Origin of the sequence: Photobacterium sp. GB-210 (assembly GCF_003026075.1) — a bacterium.
In the GTDB taxonomy this organism is placed as follows: Bacteria; Pseudomonadota; Gammaproteobacteria; order Enterobacterales; family Vibrionaceae; genus Photobacterium.
The window spans coordinates 1-16,609 of record NZ_PYNU01000015.1; the positions used below are offsets into that span (position 1 = coordinate 1).

11 protein-coding genes and 1 pseudogene are annotated in these 16,609 nt (G+C 39.2%); 4 read left to right on the top strand and 8 right to left on the bottom strand.

The annotated features are described in order from the left end of the window. Nucleotides 1-1,039: 1,039 nt before the first annotated feature. Nucleotides 1,040-1,348, top strand: a pseudogene (locus C9J38_RS22055) (reverse transcriptase N-terminal domain-containing protein); the annotation flags it as partial. 163 nt (nt 1,349-1,511) lie between these two features. Here the strand turns inward: C9J38_RS22055 and C9J38_RS15295 are convergent. Next, a complete protein-coding gene (locus tag C9J38_RS15295; RefSeq protein WP_107207834.1) occupies nt 1,512-1,970 on the bottom strand; it encodes an Lrp/AsnC family transcriptional regulator in 459 nt (152 codons plus the stop codon). A gap of 141 nt (nt 1,971-2,111) precedes the next feature. On the opposite strand from C9J38_RS15295, the gene C9J38_RS15300 reads away from it, so the two are divergent. Next, on the top strand, nt 2,112-3,923 hold the full coding sequence (locus C9J38_RS15300; RefSeq protein ID WP_107207835.1) for a PLP-dependent transferase: 1,812 nt from the start codon (nt 2,112-2,114) through the stop codon (nt 3,921-3,923). A gap of 170 nt (nt 3,924-4,093) precedes the next feature. On the opposite strand, the gene C9J38_RS15305 is transcribed toward C9J38_RS15300, so the two are convergent. Then, a complete protein-coding gene (locus C9J38_RS15305) occupies nt 4,094-6,202 on the bottom strand; it encodes an FUSC family membrane protein (RefSeq protein ID WP_233218514.1) in 2,109 nt (702 codons plus the stop codon). Between the two features lie 487 nt (nt 6,203-6,689). On the opposite strand from C9J38_RS15305, the gene C9J38_RS15310 reads away from it, so the two are divergent. Continuing rightward, nucleotides 6,690-8,318 carry a methyl-accepting chemotaxis protein gene (locus tag C9J38_RS15310; protein ID WP_107207837.1) on the top strand — a complete coding sequence of 543 codons (1,629 nt, stop codon included), beginning with the start codon at nt 6,690-6,692 and terminating at the stop codon, nt 8,316-8,318. 98 nt (nt 8,319-8,416) lie between these two features. On the opposite strand, the gene C9J38_RS15315 is transcribed toward C9J38_RS15310, so the two are convergent. Continuing rightward, on the bottom strand, nt 8,417-9,343 hold the full coding sequence (locus C9J38_RS15315; protein ID WP_107207838.1) for a LysR family transcriptional regulator: 927 nt from the start codon (nt 9,341-9,343) through the stop codon (nt 8,417-8,419). Between the two features lie 274 nt (nt 9,344-9,617). On the opposite strand from C9J38_RS15315, the gene C9J38_RS15320 reads away from it, so the two are divergent. Next, the gene (locus C9J38_RS15320; RefSeq protein WP_107207839.1) at nt 9,618-10,352 is read left to right on the top strand and encodes a beta-ketoacyl-ACP reductase; all 735 of its coding nucleotides are present in this window, start codon (nt 9,618-9,620) and stop codon (nt 10,350-10,352) included. Nucleotides 10,353-10,891: 539 nt separating this feature from the next. On the opposite strand, the gene C9J38_RS15330 is transcribed toward C9J38_RS15320, so the two are convergent. The 5 genes from C9J38_RS15330 to C9J38_RS15350 all read right to left on the bottom strand — a co-directional run bounded on the left by C9J38_RS15330 (nt 10,892) and on the right by C9J38_RS15350 (nt 16,488). Further along, on the bottom strand, nt 10,892-11,692 hold the full coding sequence (locus C9J38_RS15330) for a TOBE domain-containing protein (protein WP_107207841.1): 801 nt from the start codon (nt 11,690-11,692) through the stop codon (nt 10,892-10,894). Between the two features lie 204 nt (nt 11,693-11,896). Then, a complete protein-coding gene (locus tag C9J38_RS15335; RefSeq protein WP_107207842.1) occupies nt 11,897-13,066 on the bottom strand; it encodes an alpha-hydroxy acid oxidase in 1,170 nt (389 codons plus the stop codon). A gap of 145 nt (nt 13,067-13,211) precedes the next feature. Further along, nucleotides 13,212-13,598, bottom strand: coding sequence for a hypothetical protein (locus C9J38_RS15340; protein ID WP_107207843.1), 387 nt, complete (start codon nt 13,596-13,598; stop codon nt 13,212-13,214). A gap of 161 nt (nt 13,599-13,759) precedes the next feature. Continuing rightward, a complete protein-coding gene (locus tag C9J38_RS15345) occupies nt 13,760-15,103 on the bottom strand; it encodes a TldD/PmbA family protein (protein WP_107207844.1) in 1,344 nt (447 codons plus the stop codon). Next, complete coding sequence (locus tag C9J38_RS15350) at nt 15,103-16,488, bottom strand: TldD/PmbA family protein (RefSeq protein ID WP_107207845.1); 1,386 nt, start codon at nt 16,486-16,488, stop codon at nt 15,103-15,105. The genes C9J38_RS15345 and C9J38_RS15350 overlap by 1 nt, the downstream gene beginning before the upstream one ends. Nucleotides 16,489-16,609: the final 121 nt, after the last annotated feature.

The following is a 16,609-nucleotide window of genomic DNA, read 5'->3' on the forward strand; positions in this document are numbered from 1 at the left end:
ATTACCCTGAGTTTGGCCTTGGATCGCGATATAACAAGGAGTTGGCATCTTAGTATCCTATTTTATGATGGAGTAAATGACACAGCCTATGCTGTGATGACGTGCTGTTAGAGCAGGAAGTGTGCCAGTTTTTAAGTTACTGATAAGTATAGATTTTGCGTTTTTACGCTATTAAATATCGAGCAATAAGTTGCCCGGCTGGGCAACTTATTGCTCGATTTGGGCAAGTTCTTGCTCGGTAAGCTAAATGTAAAATGCTCGAAATATGAAGTTAGAGAGGGGGTGGTAGTTATTAATATGAGTTTGGCAGCGTGAGGTGTAGACCTTCTGGTCGAGTATGACTTATTGAAATCAGTGACGACGATTTTTTACGATAAACCAAGAGTTAAAATAGATTTTCCATATATTTTCTAATACGAATCTCCCCAAATAGAGCTAAGAATCTAACTCATTTATGTCCGTGCGACCTGAAGTCGTATGAAGCGTTGTTCATCGCTTTATGAATGAACTATCTGTATCACCAGATGAACCTACGAGCCTGAATAAAGCAGCGGCTCGGACAATGTAACGAAGAGAAATTTCAAATTGCTCGGGATCGAAATCGTGAGAGGCAGATCCTCCTGATAACCACATGAATCGGGTAAGTGCTAGGTAGTCAGTATGATGAACGTAAGTGAATCCATGAAAGGTGCGTTATGTGATGAAACAGCGGAAGTGGTTAATACGCTGTGGCCAAAATGGCAATGAGAGTTGGAAAGAGGTTGGACAATACTCTTTCGTGATCACAGTACTCTCCGCACTATAGTGGGCATCTAAGCTGACATTTTACGTGACATACGGAACACGGTAAGCCTGTATCACTCCCTCTGGGAAAGCCTTTGTGGCCGATAGTGATGCAAGTATAGGAGGTCGGAAAAAGCGAAAGCTACATTGTAATGATGTAGATACAGACTCATGTCTGATCACGAAAGTGAGCCCACTTCCAACTGGTCTCCCATTGCGAGAGAATTTGAAGAACTTTATTCAAGGAGAAAAGTAAATGATGGTCTCGAAAGAGATTAGTGCATCTTCTGACGGTGCTCAGTGGCAGTCTATCGACTGGAAATCCGCTGAAGCGCACGTATTAAAGCTTCAAATGCGTATCGCAAAAGCAACGAGAGAAAAGAAATACGGTAAGGTGAACTCCTTACAGTGGCTCTTAACTCATTCTCGCTCAGCTAAGCTTCTTGCGGTTAAGCGTGTATCTCAAAACAAAGGCAGTAAAACGCCTGGAATAGATGGTGTCATCTGGAACACAGATGCACGCCGTATGAAAGCAGTCAATCAGCTTAGTCGCAAGACTTATAAAGATCTCATGCTTATAACAACGCCATAATTCAGTACTCGAAGCGATTAACGTGATTAACAAAATCACAATGTATATTTTGTTGTTTTTGCTATGCCTTTATTTCTTATTATTTTAATCTCTTAATGAGTATGAAAATCAACATGTTTAGGTTTGTTTGCTTTATTCATTTCCTTACAGGCAACTTTGTCTTTGTTTTGACTTGCCCAAATGCAAAGCTAGATTCAATCGAAGCAATATTGGGTAGGCGAGTCAACTGCTTGCGGATAAACTGCTCGTAGCTTTTTAGGGACTCACTTACCACATGCAGAAGGTAGTCGTGATTACCCGTCATCAGAAAGCACTCTAACACTTCATCAATCGCTTCAATGTGCTGCTCAAAGTCTTTCATGTTCTCTTCTGTCGGCTTTTCAAGCTTTACCAACACGAATACATTTATGGGAAAGCCACATGCCTCTTGATTGACACTGGCGTGATAACCCCGAATGATACCTTGTTTTTCCAGTGTTCGAACTCGTCGTAGACAAGGGGAAGGGGAAAGTGATACGCGATCGGCTAATTCTTGGTTTGTGAGACGCGCGTTGCCTTGCAGCTCATCAAGTATTTTTTTATCGATCTCATCCATTGGTATATTCCATCAATATTGGGTTTTATTTAGCAACATTATTGCTAAAAGTGTATGCCTTACTACGCAAATAGCAATCTTTAGCATCTGTCCGACACTAGAATTAAAGAAATACAACAAGGATGGAATGATTTAGCAACTATGAATACTTCAACTCAACTTAGCCCATTGCGTAAAACAACCAAACACGAACAAGCAGAAGCCCTTGCTATTGAGCAAGCAAAACATTTTGGTATCGACCCAAATAGCGATTATGGATCTACGTTGGTGGAACTGGCGACGACGTTGTACCAAGCCAATACCAAGACTCATGATCTCTGGGCGATAACGGTTGATGGCCTTTCGGAGCTGGATAAGAGTGACCGTATCGCTTGGTTTAACGCAAAACGTTTCCTATCATTCCAGATCGCGAAGATTCTCGATAACCTTCAAAATCCAATGCGCGCAACATACCAATCTATTGCGACTAACAATGGTAACTTTGCCTCAAAAGGCGCGTATCCTATCTTCGATAATGTGGCGGCTATTTTTTCTGCAAGCCCGGTAATCACGCGGACTGCAACCTATTTATTTGCGTGTACCGAGTGGATTGAAGACGCGTTCAACGGTAAAGAGCCATTGCACGATATTTATTCTCGATTGCTTAACCCAACCTCAATCTCTCTGGCGAATCACATGGTTGATCTGGAGGCAGGAACGAGAGCCAACGAATACTTGGCATGGAACTTTAACTCGGGTATGGCGGCTATCGATGGCTTACTTAGTCATTTGCTTGGGCATGAAGACATTGTGTTGGCTTCACGTAATATCTACGGCGGTTCGTACCAACTTTTGGAAGACTGGTTTGGTAAGCCCTCGAACTTGAATGTCGCGGTAGAGTGGGTGGATGGTTTCTCTGGTGATGAATTTGCAGCTCGCCTTGATGAGGTTGAACTCAAGTATGCAGATCGCCTCGCTGGTGGTAAAAAGATATACGTTTACCTTGAGTCACCGTGTAATCCACATGGCTATGTATTAGATGTCGCCAACATCAGTAAAGCTGCTCACTCTCGCGGGTGGGATATCATCGTCGACTCAACAGTCGGCACGCCATTACTACATCCTGTACTAAAACGCGATGATGTGATGGAAAGACCGGATTACGTGATTCACTCTTATACCAAGGAACTCGCAGGCTCAGGTACCACAACCGCCGGTGTCGTGATTGGCCGCAACGAGACCATGTTTGTACCTAAAGGAGAAGAGGTGATATTCACCAAACCTAATGGCGATGAGACGACAATTCCATGGTGTGAAACCCTATTTTGGAATGTGTATTACATCAAAGGTGCCTTCTTAGATGCAGACAAAGCGTTTGAAGTGCTCAATGGCATGAAAACTTATGAGATGCGAGTGGTACAGAAAACCATTAATACACTGACTCTGGCGAAGATCTTTGATGCTCATCCAGACATCAATGTTTCATGTCCTGCCTTAACTAATAGTGATAACTATGAGCATTGCCAGAACAATATGTATCTGGGACTGCCGGCAGCGCTGTTTACTATTGATATGGAGGGTTGCGGCGATCGTGCGCCAATTAATCGTGACGGGTTTAAGCAGTTCTTCGACATGCTTGAACCCGCCATTGGTATGCAAGTGAGCTTGGGGCAAACCAACACAGTTGCCTTATGTCCGGCATTGACCACCCACTCAGAGTTGAGTGACGACGCGCTCAATGAAGCAGGTATTAAGCCAACAACTATGCGTATATCTATTGGATTGGAAGATCCTCGCATGTTTATTGCACATATTATCGAAGCCGCTAAGTTGTCGATTGACTGCAAACATGTTGATTTCTCATCGAGTTTTCCAAGTAATGAGCGTATTGATGAGATCTATATGCACACCTACATGGACGTACACCAAAGGTTTGTGAAGAGTTTGCCCAAGTTTGGACAACTTAGTCAGTAAAGAAGCTAAAAAATTAAGGTAGTAAGCAAGATTACCCTCAAAGAGTATTATTCGGTAGAGGGTTTCAAAGAAATCTTTATTATCCGGTTAGCTCCCCTTTAATGGAAAGGCAAACCTGGGACTACTTGACATGATTAAAAGCCCGATAATATTTATCGGGCTCTCTAGAGTTAAATATTATTAACTTTGATTGCGGATGTAAATAAGTCCACTTCTTTTGCTAATAACTGCAGTAAAGTATGGTTATCAAGTTTATATATTTCATTTTCAATATAGATGAAAGATTGATAAATCAATTTCTCTTGTTTTGATATGTGCTTAAATAGTTCTGTGTGGTTTTGCGATTTCTTAAGTGTTTTATCTAGCTCTGTTAGAGATGCAATTACACTATCTAGATCACTATCAATGGTAGAATCCAGTGACAAAGACTGCTTGTTTTCATTCAGTTGGGTCAATATACGCAAGATAATATTAGAGCTGCGACTGCATAATAAAATATGCTCGCCTGTTTGTGACTTTCTATGCGGTTCACCTAAATAGCCCATCCAATGATCAAACAGATTGGTATCGTTAACCACGCAATCTTGGTAGTGACGTTGTAACTGAGTGGCCGTACTATCTGATTTATCTGCTACGTACATTTTTAAAGAGACCAGATAATCAATATAGCCTGTTGTTGTTGCCGTTAATTGAGTTGGGAATAATTTCTTATTCCAACCAGGTGATAAGATAAATACAAATAATAAAGGTAAGAAAACACCCAGAACAGTGCTGTCTAGGCGAGGTAAAAGAATATTATCGCCTTGTCCGTTAAGAGAGAAGCCTGCGAATACAAACAAAGTCACGCAGAATACCGCAAAGCCGTAATGACGTGCTGAGGTGTGGAAAAAAAGTATTACAGCGATACAAAAGATGAACGGTAGGATGCTTGTGGATACTTGGAAGTGCAGTAAGGCAACAACAACTAATAAACCACAAATTGTACCGGTTAATCGTTGAAGTAGTCGTGTCCATGTCATTGATAAATTCGGACGTAATACCAACAAACTAGTCATAAGAGTCCAAAAACCAAAGTCTAAGTTTAATGTTCGAACAATAATTAACCCTGTCGCTAAACTTAATGTACCACGAAGTGCATGTCGAAAATAACTCGATTTTAACGTCATTTGACTGGTTAACTTAGAGGCTAACTCGCGCCATTTCCACGACACAACAATTGGCTTACTAATATTAGAACTTAATGTCTGGCTTGTTTGTTGGCTCAACTGCTGAAGTGTTAAGTAGATAATATCGAGTTTATTTATATATGAAAGCGCAGCCAGGGCTTCCTCTTTTATATTTTCTTGTATTGTATATCGACGTAACTCTTCAAAGTCGATATTTGGAACGTTTATACGATGTACATTATCGACAGTCACTTGCTCTAAATATTGACTTATTTTTAACGTTGCTTGGTGAATCTTATCTAACCACTCAGGACATGTTTGTTGGAGATTTGAAGTTGGAATGAAATAAAGTAGACGTGTTTGTTCGTTAATACGCTCAGCAACTTTTAAGAAACGATAAATATCTTGCAGTTTTGCGCTATCTTCACCAGCAGTAAATTGCTGGTGAATTCGACCTTCTAAGGTGTGAGATAAGCCCGCAATTTGGGATCGTAATTGCGCCGATTTAATAAACAACTCATTTTTGTCGGAAGAAAAAATAAAGCCGTGATCGTGAGTGATAAGCTTTTTAGCAATCGCTTGATACAAATCAGACAGGATATCTTTGGATTCTTGGTTCGGAAGAAAGTAGATGGCTAACGCTTGCCAAAAAATGTACCACAAAGCGCCACAGGTTAACCACAAAGGAACAAGCCAAATAGGTCGACCATCTAAATGCAGTAACATAGCGTATATAGCGAGTAATATGGAGGCAAAACCGATAGCCCCTAGCCTTGGGCTTAAAACAGCCAACATAAATAAGCTAAAACTGACAACCGTTAAGCTAATAACAAATAAGACTGAATGTGGGAAAACGGCTTCAGTTCCTAGGCTGATAAGAAAGAAAACAGGAATAGCGATACAAAAATCAAGAATGCGATATTTTGTCACACTAGACGTATCAGCAAAGCCACAGCTAATACTACCCAGAGAAAATGCAATCCCCATGGTTACATGACCCATAAGGAACAAAGGTACTGAGCAAGTAATGAAGCTAAATGCAGCGATGTTGGTTCTAAAGTTGAGCAAAGTCCGTAAAGTAGGGTAACGGAGAAGTACGTTGTATAAATTCATAGTGTATTAAATATCGTCGTTTGTGCGATTTGCTTTGTTAATCATAATCTCTTTTTAAAAAGAGTGAAGGCTTTATTGGTATACACTGGTGTTTTTTAGGTATTTAGTTTGGTTGGTTATTCCCTAAATGTGAGTAAATATTTCTACATCAAGTAAAAAATTCTGGATGAAATGTAGTAAATTAAGATTAATATACTGTGTGTAATGTGAATGAAGATTTAATATCTGATATTGCTCAAATATCACATCAATTAATAAAATAAATAATTATTTAAAGCATGATTGTTTATTTTTTTAAATAATGAATAAATAACATGCATAAGATTGAATAAATAAATAATGAAAATTAACCGTATGATTTACCTTGATTTTTAGTAATTCATTATTTTTTATAAATATATCAATAAAATTATTGATATATTTATTTAATACTGTTTATGATGCGAGAAATAAAAAACGAATACAAACAACATGGAGATAGTTGTTAATGTTTTTACTTAAGGATATATCAATAAAGCTGCAGTTAGTTATTCCTGTTATATTTATGGCTGTTTTATTATTTATTGGACTAATGCTAGGGCGAAATAACCTTATAGAAAGTGTTGATAAAATGAACGCAACAACACAATTAGTTGTTGAAGCTAAAGATAGTACCGCGAGTTTAATTAGCAATAGTTACGCAATGAGAGTAAGTGCAATTTATGCGCTTTATGATAAAGATTTATTATCACGTTTATCCAAGTCTCTTGATAGTAGCGAGTTAAGTAACAAAAATGCGATTGCAAAATTGCAAAAGATACCTGAAATAAACCAAGAATTAGAAGCATTTCGAACATTAATGATCAGCTATATTAGCTTTAGCCGAGACACAATGTTAGAAGTGCTTGATCTTAGGCATTCCGGTCAAATAACCGACTCTGAATATCAAAAATATATTGTTAAATATCGCCAATTAGGTGATGACATGATTTCAGCAATTGATGCGTTGGATAAGCGTGTAAATTTAACCGCAGATGCTTATATCACCCAGCAAAAGAAAGAGCACGGACAAACAATAAATGCGATTGGTTATGAATTTATCATTACATTGATAATCGCTATTATTATTTGTTTAGTCATTGGTTCAATGATTGTTAAGCCAATTACTGATTTGCAACGTGCAATGCAGAAAATAGCTGATGGTAACTTGAAAGATGAAATCACCGTTGACGGCTCTAATGAAGTGGGTGAATTGGCACGTAATTTAAATCGCATGATTGTTAAATTGCGTTCAACTGTGGCGGTATTAAATGAAGTTGGTCGTAATGTCGCATCCTCATCGACTGAATTATCAATTGTGATGAAAGATTCTGAGACTCACGCAAATAACCAAGTGATTGAGATTGAGCAAGTGGTAACAGCAATCGATCAATTAACAACAACGGCACAAGAAGTTACTCAAGCTGCACAAAAATCTGATGAAAATTCAAAAAGTGCCAGTGAGTTGGCTAATAAGAGCCTTGATTTGTTCTCTAACAACCAACAAGCAAATGAAGAAATGGCTGAATCATTAGTGGAGGCCGCTGATGTTGTTGCGCAACTAAAAGTACAATCGGCGCAAATTAGCCAAGTTATTGACTCGATACAAGGCATCTCAGAACAGACTAATCTATTGGCACTTAATGCTGCGATAGAAGCCGCACGCGCAGGAGAAAGTGGTCGCGGTTTTGCCGTGGTGGCTGATGAAGTTCGTCAGTTAGCAGCAAGAACACAAGCATCAACAAAAGAAACACAGCAGATTATAGAGCGTCTGCAAGAGCAATCGACCTCAGCAAATGAGCGTATGCAATCTGCAATTGATACATTAGAAAGCAATAAATTAGTTGCTTTTAAAGCAAATGAAGCGCTAGAGGGCATCACTGCGGCTATTTCAATGAATAGTGATATGAATACCCATGTTTCAACAGCTTCTGAAGAGCAGTTACAAGTCACAATGGATATCAGTAATAGTATTGAGAATATTCATCATATCATTCGACAAAATGCATCAGGTTTAAGCCAGTGTACGGTTGCAAGTGAAGAGTTATCTGATCTTGCTGAAAAGCAAAGCGAACAGTTGAAATACTTTAGGTGTTAATTAAGTGATAATCAGTTATAAATAACCGTTTTTCTTGAAGCCTTACTGTGTGTATACATTTGATGATAAATCAATATGTAGCATACGCTGTAAGGCTTCTAGTTTTGTTTAGGGCTTTGACGCTCGAGGTTAAGTTCTTTTACACGTTGTAATAGATAATCTTTGAAATTAGCGCATCGCACTGGCATATATTTTCTTGGTTTATAATACAAACTCAGTTCAAATTCGCTACTAACATAATTGTTTAATACCGTGACTAACCGATCTTCTTGAAGATCGTGTTTAATCAAACTGTAAGGCAGGTAAGCAATCCCTCCACCGGCTAGGGCGATATTTTTTAAAATTTCACTGTCGTCTACTTCTACCGATCTAGGTATTTGAACAGAGTTATATTCACCATGTTGTTCAAAGATCCACTTGTTTCCACCGACTAATGTTGTTGCAAATAGGCACAAATGCTTTTTTAGATCATGGGGTATTATTGGCTCTCCATAGCGTTGAATATAACTTGGCGAACAACAGGCTTTTAACGGTTCACTGAAAAGAGAACGTTTAACCAGTAAACTGTCTTTGTTTTGAAAACCGCGGTAAGTTGCATTTGCTCGAATGGCAAAATCGACATCGTGGACATTATCCACTTCAAACGCTGTTTCGATCACAACAAAATTGATAGTAGGGTTATTACTGATATATTCACCAATAATTTTACTCAAAAAATGCTTAGCAAACAAAGGGGTACTAGCAATTTTTATTGTACCAATATCATCATTGCCTAAATTTTGTATTTCATTAATGGCATCGGTTATTTGATTATTGATGTGGCTAAATTGTTTAAATAGTAATTTGCCAGCTTGTGTTGGTGTGATTTTTCGCGTGGTACGTTTAACAAGGCTAACTCCCATGTTTTCTTCAAGCTCTGTGAGCCAGCGACTACCAGCAGACGGCGATATACCATATTGTTTTGCAGCATCCGTCACTGAATTGCAGCGTACGACATGAAGAAAAAAAACAATTTTGTCTAACATTCGCATTCCTTGCATTGTTAATAACGTTCAGGAGTATCAAATGTAAATAGTAACGTTATAGTTTATGATTTAAAGCAATCTTCACGGTAATTTTGTCTTTTTCTTATTTGTGGAACGTTATTTGATTATATGCAAGAGTGAATTGCTTTAATGCAACTGCACGCTGAGGACAGGTTACCTATTATTATATTAAGCCGTAAAGATTAGAGCTTATGTATTGGACGTAATAATAAGTATATAGAGTAAAAATGTCTTTTTAAGAGGGGTAGTAAAAATGCTAACGGATAAGGTTTGCCTTGTAACTGGTGGTGCTCAAGGTATTGGTCGCTGTATTGTCGAAACCTTTGCTAACCAAGGCGCAAAGCATATATTTGTATGTGATATGAATTTTGGCGCCATGGCCGATTTAGAGCAACAATTTCCTAATGTAACTGCACTCGAATTAAATGTATGCGATAGAGCTAATGTATCGGAGGCGATCACAAAAATCGCACAACAGTATGGAACCATTGACGTATTAGTGAACAACGCAGGTATTACACGGGATAACTTAATTGAAAATATGTCGGAGAATGATTGGGATCTTGTCATTGATGTCAATTTGAAAGGCGTGTTTAACATGACACAAGCCATTGCTCCGTTAATGATGGCTTCAGGTTCGGGCTCTATTATCACAATGTCATCAGTGGTTGGCACCGACGGTAATATTGGTCAAACCAACTATGCAGCGACAAAAGCTGGCGTGATTGCAATGACAAAATCATGGTCAAAAGAGTTTGCACGTAAAGGTGCAAAAGTGCGTGCTAACTGTGTTGCACCTGGTTTTATTGAAACGCCAATGACAGTCGATTTACCTGAAAAAGTTATCGATTATATGGTTTCTAAAACGCCGCTAAAACGTATGGGGCTGGCGCAAGATATTGCAAATGGTGTGCTATTTTTAGCGAGTGATAATTCAAGCTTCATTACTGGTCAAACATTGAAAGTCGATGGCGGGCTAGTTATATAGAGTCAAACATAATTCGCCTCCCTATCTCATTTAGAGGAGGGAGGCTTTTGTATTGTTGCAAAATGTTTTTGGAACGAGTTACGTTCAGAATGTTATTTGCTAAATAGACTTTAAACAAAGTTGATTCAATTTTGAACAATTGTCACGATTAAATAAACATCAGTATTGTTGAGGTAGTTATGTTTTCACACTGAATTGTCAGGGTTGTGCAAAATATTAGAGTTTTGCTAATATTTTAAATGCTTTCCACTTGAAAAGCATTAAACTGCGTCCACTTATGCCTTTAGGATTGATTTAGTGGTCACCTTCTTTATACACAATATAGGTGTTGAGAGTGTAGTTCTATTGCTTCTCGCTGTTATTTTATTGTTTTATTCAATACAAAAAGAAAACATTTGGTTAAGCCGTTTAGCGCTTATATTAATGGTTTGCAGTGGGGCGGCCTTGATCAATAAACAATACCAAGAGTATCAGTCTTTTTCTGAACAATTAAATATAAAGCATGATCACAGTGGTTTTGTTGATATTCCATAAGTGTGTTAGCACATTGTGGCGATCGTGACTTGGTTTGACTTAAAGAGGGCATAGATAGACATACCGACACGGAGGTTTTCTTCTATCAGATCTTGATTGTCCACTAAGGCACAGACTGTAATATCATTATTTAATGCGATGGTAACCTCGGTTGATTTCATATCTTGCTGAATCGACGTTATCGTGCCTAATAATTGGTTATCAAAGCGATCACGCTTTCCGTGGATCATATTTTCTTCACTACAAACTGTAATCGCTGGGCCTTTAATCAGAGCGACGACATCTTTGTTTTTTTCCAATTGAAGTTTTACCGTACTGCCATGGGTGATCGTGGCAGAGATATTATGCGTATCGGTAAGCGTAATTGTAACGCGATCATGCAGGCTATGATGTTCGATAGAACTAATGTGTCCAAAGAATTGATTTCTCGCACTTGTCTGTAATGAAAAACGAGACATGACACCCAACAGGCTATCTAATGGCGCGCTTTCATCATTTAAGGCTTTTAAGCCCATATCTTGAATTTGATTTAGCAGTTCATACATTTGCACTAAACGTAAACCAAATCGCGTGAGCTCCGCGCCACCGCCACCTTTACCGCCTTTTTCACTTGTTACAAGTGCAGAGCCAGCAAGAATATTCATATCCTTAACGGCATCAAAAGCGGCTTTATAACTAATACCTGCAAGTTTTGCTCCTTTGCTTATCGAACCTGTTTGGTGGATGGCATTGAGTAGAGCAATACGACGAGGATTGGCGAAAATCTTATTTTCAATAAGAAGAGTAGAGATGGCAGTAAGGTTCATAACAGTAATTTGATCTTATATTTTTTTCTATCTTAGCGCAGTTTACTCTGTAGGTATAATTTAAATATATAAGTAACCTTTTGTATTTATTATGATATTACTGTTTTATCTAAAGTAAAGTTATTGAATAATCAAAAGATTAGCTATAACGCTGTTGGTTTTTTAAACTGCCTGCACCCACAATCAATGAGTACAGACAGTGCCTTAATCCAACGTAAAAGGGTTACGTTTGGCAATATGATCAGTAAGGCTACTGACTGATTCACAACAACATTGTTCCATCACTTGTTGTAGTTGTCTTTTCAACATATTAATAGTGTGATGACCACCGTTAATACCCAACGCACCAACACCATACATAAAACTGCGACCAAGAAAGGCAAACTCAATTCCTGTTGAGAGTGTACGAGCAATATCAGCTCCGTCACGAATACCACTGTCCATCATAATCGTAATTTGACCTTTGCATTTATCCATTATTTCAATGGATTTACTAATAGTAGAAGGCCCTGCATCTAATTGTCGACCACCATGGTTTGAGATAATGATGCCGTCTAAGCCAAGCGCAATGGCTTTTTGACTGTCTTCAACCGTTGATAAGCCTTTTAATACTAGGTTGCCTATCCACTTGTCACGTAAACGTGCGACTTTATCTTCACTTAAGCGACCATTAAAGGTTTTATCCATGAATAATGCGAGATGGTGCATGTTCATTGAGCCTGACATATATTTAGATAAAGTTTCGAACTGAGGCTGTCCTTTTTTCAACGTGGCTAATGCCCATTTGGGTGACAACATTATTTCGACAATGTTTTGCCATGTCATTTTGGGCGGCATAGCTAAACCATTACGGATTTCTTTAGGGCGATAAGCAAAAGTAGGGACATCAGAAAGCAATACTAATGTTTTGATCCCACTGTCTTCACAGCGTTTAAGTAAGTCATCTGTAATCTTGTCATCAACAGGGTGATAGAGCTGGAACCATGCTTTACCTTCTGTGATATCGGCAATCTTCTCAATCGGAGAGGTTGAAACAGTACTAAGAATAAAAGGTACATTTTGCTCAAAAGCGGCTTGCGCCAATATTTCTGGTGCATTTGGCCAAATCAAACCTTGTAAACCCACAGGGCTGATACCAAATGGCGCATCATACGTTTCGCCAAACAGGGTGGTTTTTAAAGAAATCGAATTGTAATCACGAAGATAATAGGGGATTAGCTCAATTTGGCGAATATCATGAGTATTGCGTTTGAGTCCCATTTCAATGTTGCAGCCGCCATCGACATATTCAAATGCAAACTTAGGTAAGTTGAATTTTGCCTTACGGCGAAGGTACTCAACATCAGGGTAATGGGTATTAAAATAATCCTTCATTTTTTATTATCTCATTTTGATTAGCTGCAAATAACATAGAACAATTGAATTGATTATGAACGTGATATTTACAATATCTAAAAAACAAAAAATGGAATAAATAAAACCCGTTAATCGATGTTGTTAAAAGCGATGCGCTATGTGATTAATTAATGGTTTCAAAGTAGAATTTGTAGTCGCGAACTCCATCTATTTGAACGCCTTTTTCTCTTAATTCCAGAAACTGTTTGAGTTTAATTGTTCTAAAATCCATTGCTTTAAGCGCAAGAATGATGCGTAGCTCATCCATTGATCTTGATTTAGCTTCAGAGCTACACGTACCGCAAACAACATGCGTTTTTTGTTTAAAGCCTACTTTATTCAGCCAGTTTAGCTCTTTGGGATCTTTTTGAGTGCCACAAAAGTAGCAGCAATTGTCTTGTTTTAGTGCGGCTTCTTCCCTTAATGCTTTAGGGCTAGGTGATGTGGAGGGTGAAGCCGCGCTATTTTTCTTATTACCACTGAATGCAGAGAATTGAACGACATTAGACATTTTGATTGCTCTTACTCATTAAGGAAAATTTATTAAAATTGAACATGATTTTAATCTACCTGTATATCCTATTTCTTGTGCATTCAGTTAGATAAAATAAAACCTTACGTCTGAATAACTTATTTGAACAAGTAAACAGTCGCAAGGTTTTATCGGTTTATTTACTTACCAGCAATATTTAGGCGAGCAAAACGGATTTTTGGCGCATAGAAGCTTCGATTGTAATCGTGTTCTAATACATTACTTACCGCGTCTATTTCTTTGAGCATTTGGTAGAAGTTACCTGCTACCGTAATACCACGTACTGCTTGAATACGTTGACCATCACGGCATAAGAAACCACTCGCACCAAATGAGAAATCACCACTGATAGCATCAGCGCCAGAGTGAACACCTTGCAATTCAACAAGCTCTACATATTCACCTGCAGTGGTTTCAGCAATGCTGTTCACACCTTCAGAAATAACCGTGTGACGAGAGCCAACACCTAATCCACCTTTTGCCGAACGTGATGCATTCGCGGTGTTGTCGATCCCGAAGTAACTCGCGGTATGGCTATTGTGCAGCAAGCTATTTAGTTGACCTTCACCGACTAGAACAGTATCGCGAGTGGCATAACCTTCGCTATCAAAGGCTTTAATAGAAAAACCGCCTTCAATATAAGCTTTGTCAGTGATGGTAATAAGTGGACTCGCCACTTGGCTACCAATCGCATCACGCCAAGGGTTAATGCCTTTCATTGCAGCTTGACCAGAAGTACACATTCCAAATGCACCGAATAAGCTACTAAGTGAGCTTAGGGTGAAAATGACAGGGTATTGTTTGGTAGCGATAGGTGAACCATCGAGTAGGGCTTTTGCCATGTCATAGCCATAGTTAATACAGAAGTTAGCATCTAACTCACTGAACTTACGACCTGATGACATACCGCCATGCATCGCTTGCTTGCCGTCTTTTTCAATTAAGCTGTAAGCATAACAGTAGGTCGAACGCTCACTGTGATGGCAAAGCGTACCTTGAGTATTGGCTAAAATCACATGGGCGTCTGATTCAGCAAAGCCATTATATGGCGCGCTTTTAGCGTCTGGTTTGTTTACTACGCCTTGCTCTAGTGATAGAGCTAGAGCGATCTTTTGATCTACATCGCCATCATCATCTTGATAAATCTCACTTAAATCTGTGCTGATTTTACTATCAATACAGCTAATGGTTTGATGTGGATCTTGCTGTGAATATTCGGCGTTCAATAGCGCGTTATCAACCATTAGATCAAGGCTCGTTGGATCTAATGACTCAGAATAGCTGGTGGCAATACGCTGATCTTTTACCACGCGGACGCCAATCACTTGTCCTGACGTTACCTTGTATTCATCGAGCTCGCCATTATTGGCTTTAAGCGAGAAGTTATTGCTACGATTAGCAATCACATCGGCACTCGCGCCTTTTTGAGTTACACGCTCAAGCACATGGTCGATGGCCTGCTGTAATTTATTTTGATCAGCCATTAGTTACCACCTCCCACAAGAATATTATCAACTTTCAATGCAGCTTGACCCACAGTTGTTGGTACTGAACCACTGACAGAACCACACATACCTGCCGCAAGGGCAAAATCATTACCAACCATGCTGATTTCTTTTAATACTTTAGGACCAGTACTAATTAGAGTTGCAGATTTTAAAGGTTTAGTGATTTTACCGTTTTCAACAAGGTAGGCTTCCTGCACTGCAAAGTTAAACTCACCTGTACCGGGTTGAACTGAACCACCCCCCATTTTCTTAGCGTAAATACCGCGCTCAACACCCGCTAGCATATCGTCAAGACTGCTATCGCCGGGTTCGATAAAGGTATTACGCATACGTGAAGTTGGCGCAAATTTATAGGATTGACGACGACCAGAGCCTGTACGAGCAAAGCCTGTTTTCATACCACCCATACGATCAACCATAAAGCTAGTCAGTTTACCGTCTTTAATGAGCTGAGTGCGTTGGGTTTCCATGCCTTCATCATCAATATTGATAGAGCCCCATTCGTTTACCATCGTGCCATCATCCACTGCGTTCACGACTGAATTAGCAATGGTTTCGCCCATTTTATCGTAGAAAACAGAGGCTTTTTTCGCAACGGAGGTGGTTTCAAGCAAGTGGCCACACGCTTCGTGGAAGATCACCCCGCCAAAACCATTACCGATGATCACTGGCATTTCACCAGACGGACAAGCATCAGCAAACAGTTTAACCATCGCTTGTTTAGCCACTCCTTGACCTAACTGCTCTGGATTGACCTTGCTATTAAATTCCCAACCTGTGAATGCGCCAGGCGCTTCATAGCCAGTGGATTGTTCGCTACCATTTTGCGCGACGGCATTAGCAGAAATACGGGTATAATGACGAGTATCCCCAATGTGCAAACCTTCAGAGTTGAAGATTTCAATCTGTTGTTCACGTTGAGCAATGTTACCGATGAACTGACTAATTTTTTCATTTTCAGCGCGAGCCGCTTCATCTGCTTGGCGAAGAAACGCAATTTTTGCTGCCATATTAGCGTCTTGGCTTAATGGTAACTGGCAACTGTGTTTATTGGAAAATCGGTTTAAATTCAAACTTCCAGCAGATAAAATTTGTTCACGTTTATCTTTTGCTGCCAGTAGGCTAGTAACGCGTTTCAACTCTTCTTCGTCTGTGCTGTTGGTATAGCCGTACAGAACTTTAAATCCGAAAAATAGACGAATACCAATACCAAAGTCGATCCCTGAGTTGATTTTATCGATTTCACCTGAAATTAACTGCACAGAGTTAGATTGGTGATGTTCAACAAAGAGTTCGGCAAAATCGGCACCTAAAAATAGCGCATGATCGATGACTGCTTTTGCAGTGCTAGGGTTTAGCATGTGTGCTCCCTTGTGTTTTTATAAGTTCCATTTAATAAATTAGCATTTTTTTATCGTTTATTCCTGCTATTACTCTAGTAGGTCAAACCAATTAAACCTTGCTTGTTTGATGAGTGATCCT

Coding starts and splice junctions, on each gene's coding strand:
- C9J38_RS15340 (WP_107207843.1), bottom strand. CDS start 13,598: ATGTCTAATGTCGTTCAATTCTCTGCATTCAGTGGTAATAAGAAAAAT.
- C9J38_RS15310 (WP_107207837.1), top strand. CDS start 6,690: ATGTTTTTACTTAAGGATATATCAATAAAGCTGCAGTTAGTTATTCCT.
- C9J38_RS15345 (WP_107207844.1), bottom strand. CDS start 15,103: ATGGCTGATCAAAATAAATTACAGCAGGCCATCGACCATGTGCTTGAG.
- C9J38_RS15300 (WP_107207835.1), top strand. CDS start 2,112: ATGAATACTTCAACTCAACTTAGCCCATTGCGTAAAACAACCAAACAC.
- C9J38_RS15320 (WP_107207839.1), top strand. CDS start 9,618: ATGCTAACGGATAAGGTTTGCCTTGTAACTGGTGGTGCTCAAGGTATT.
- C9J38_RS15315 (WP_107207838.1), bottom strand. CDS start 9,343: ATGTTAGACAAAATTGTTTTTTTTCTTCATGTCGTACGCTGCAATTCA.
- C9J38_RS15330 (WP_107207841.1), bottom strand. CDS start 11,692: ATGAACCTTACTGCCATCTCTACTCTTCTTATTGAAAATAAGATTTTC.
- C9J38_RS15295 (WP_107207834.1), bottom strand. CDS start 1,970: ATGGATGAGATCGATAAAAAAATACTTGATGAGCTGCAAGGCAACGCG.
- C9J38_RS15335 (WP_107207842.1), bottom strand. CDS start 13,066: ATGAAGGATTATTTTAATACCCATTACCCTGATGTTGAGTACCTTCGC.
- C9J38_RS15305 (WP_233218514.1), bottom strand. CDS start 6,202: ATGAATTTATACAACGTACTTCTCCGTTACCCTACTTTACGGACTTTG.
- C9J38_RS15350 (WP_107207845.1), bottom strand. CDS start 16,488: ATGCTAAACCCTAGCACTGCAAAAGCAGTCATCGATCATGCGCTATTT.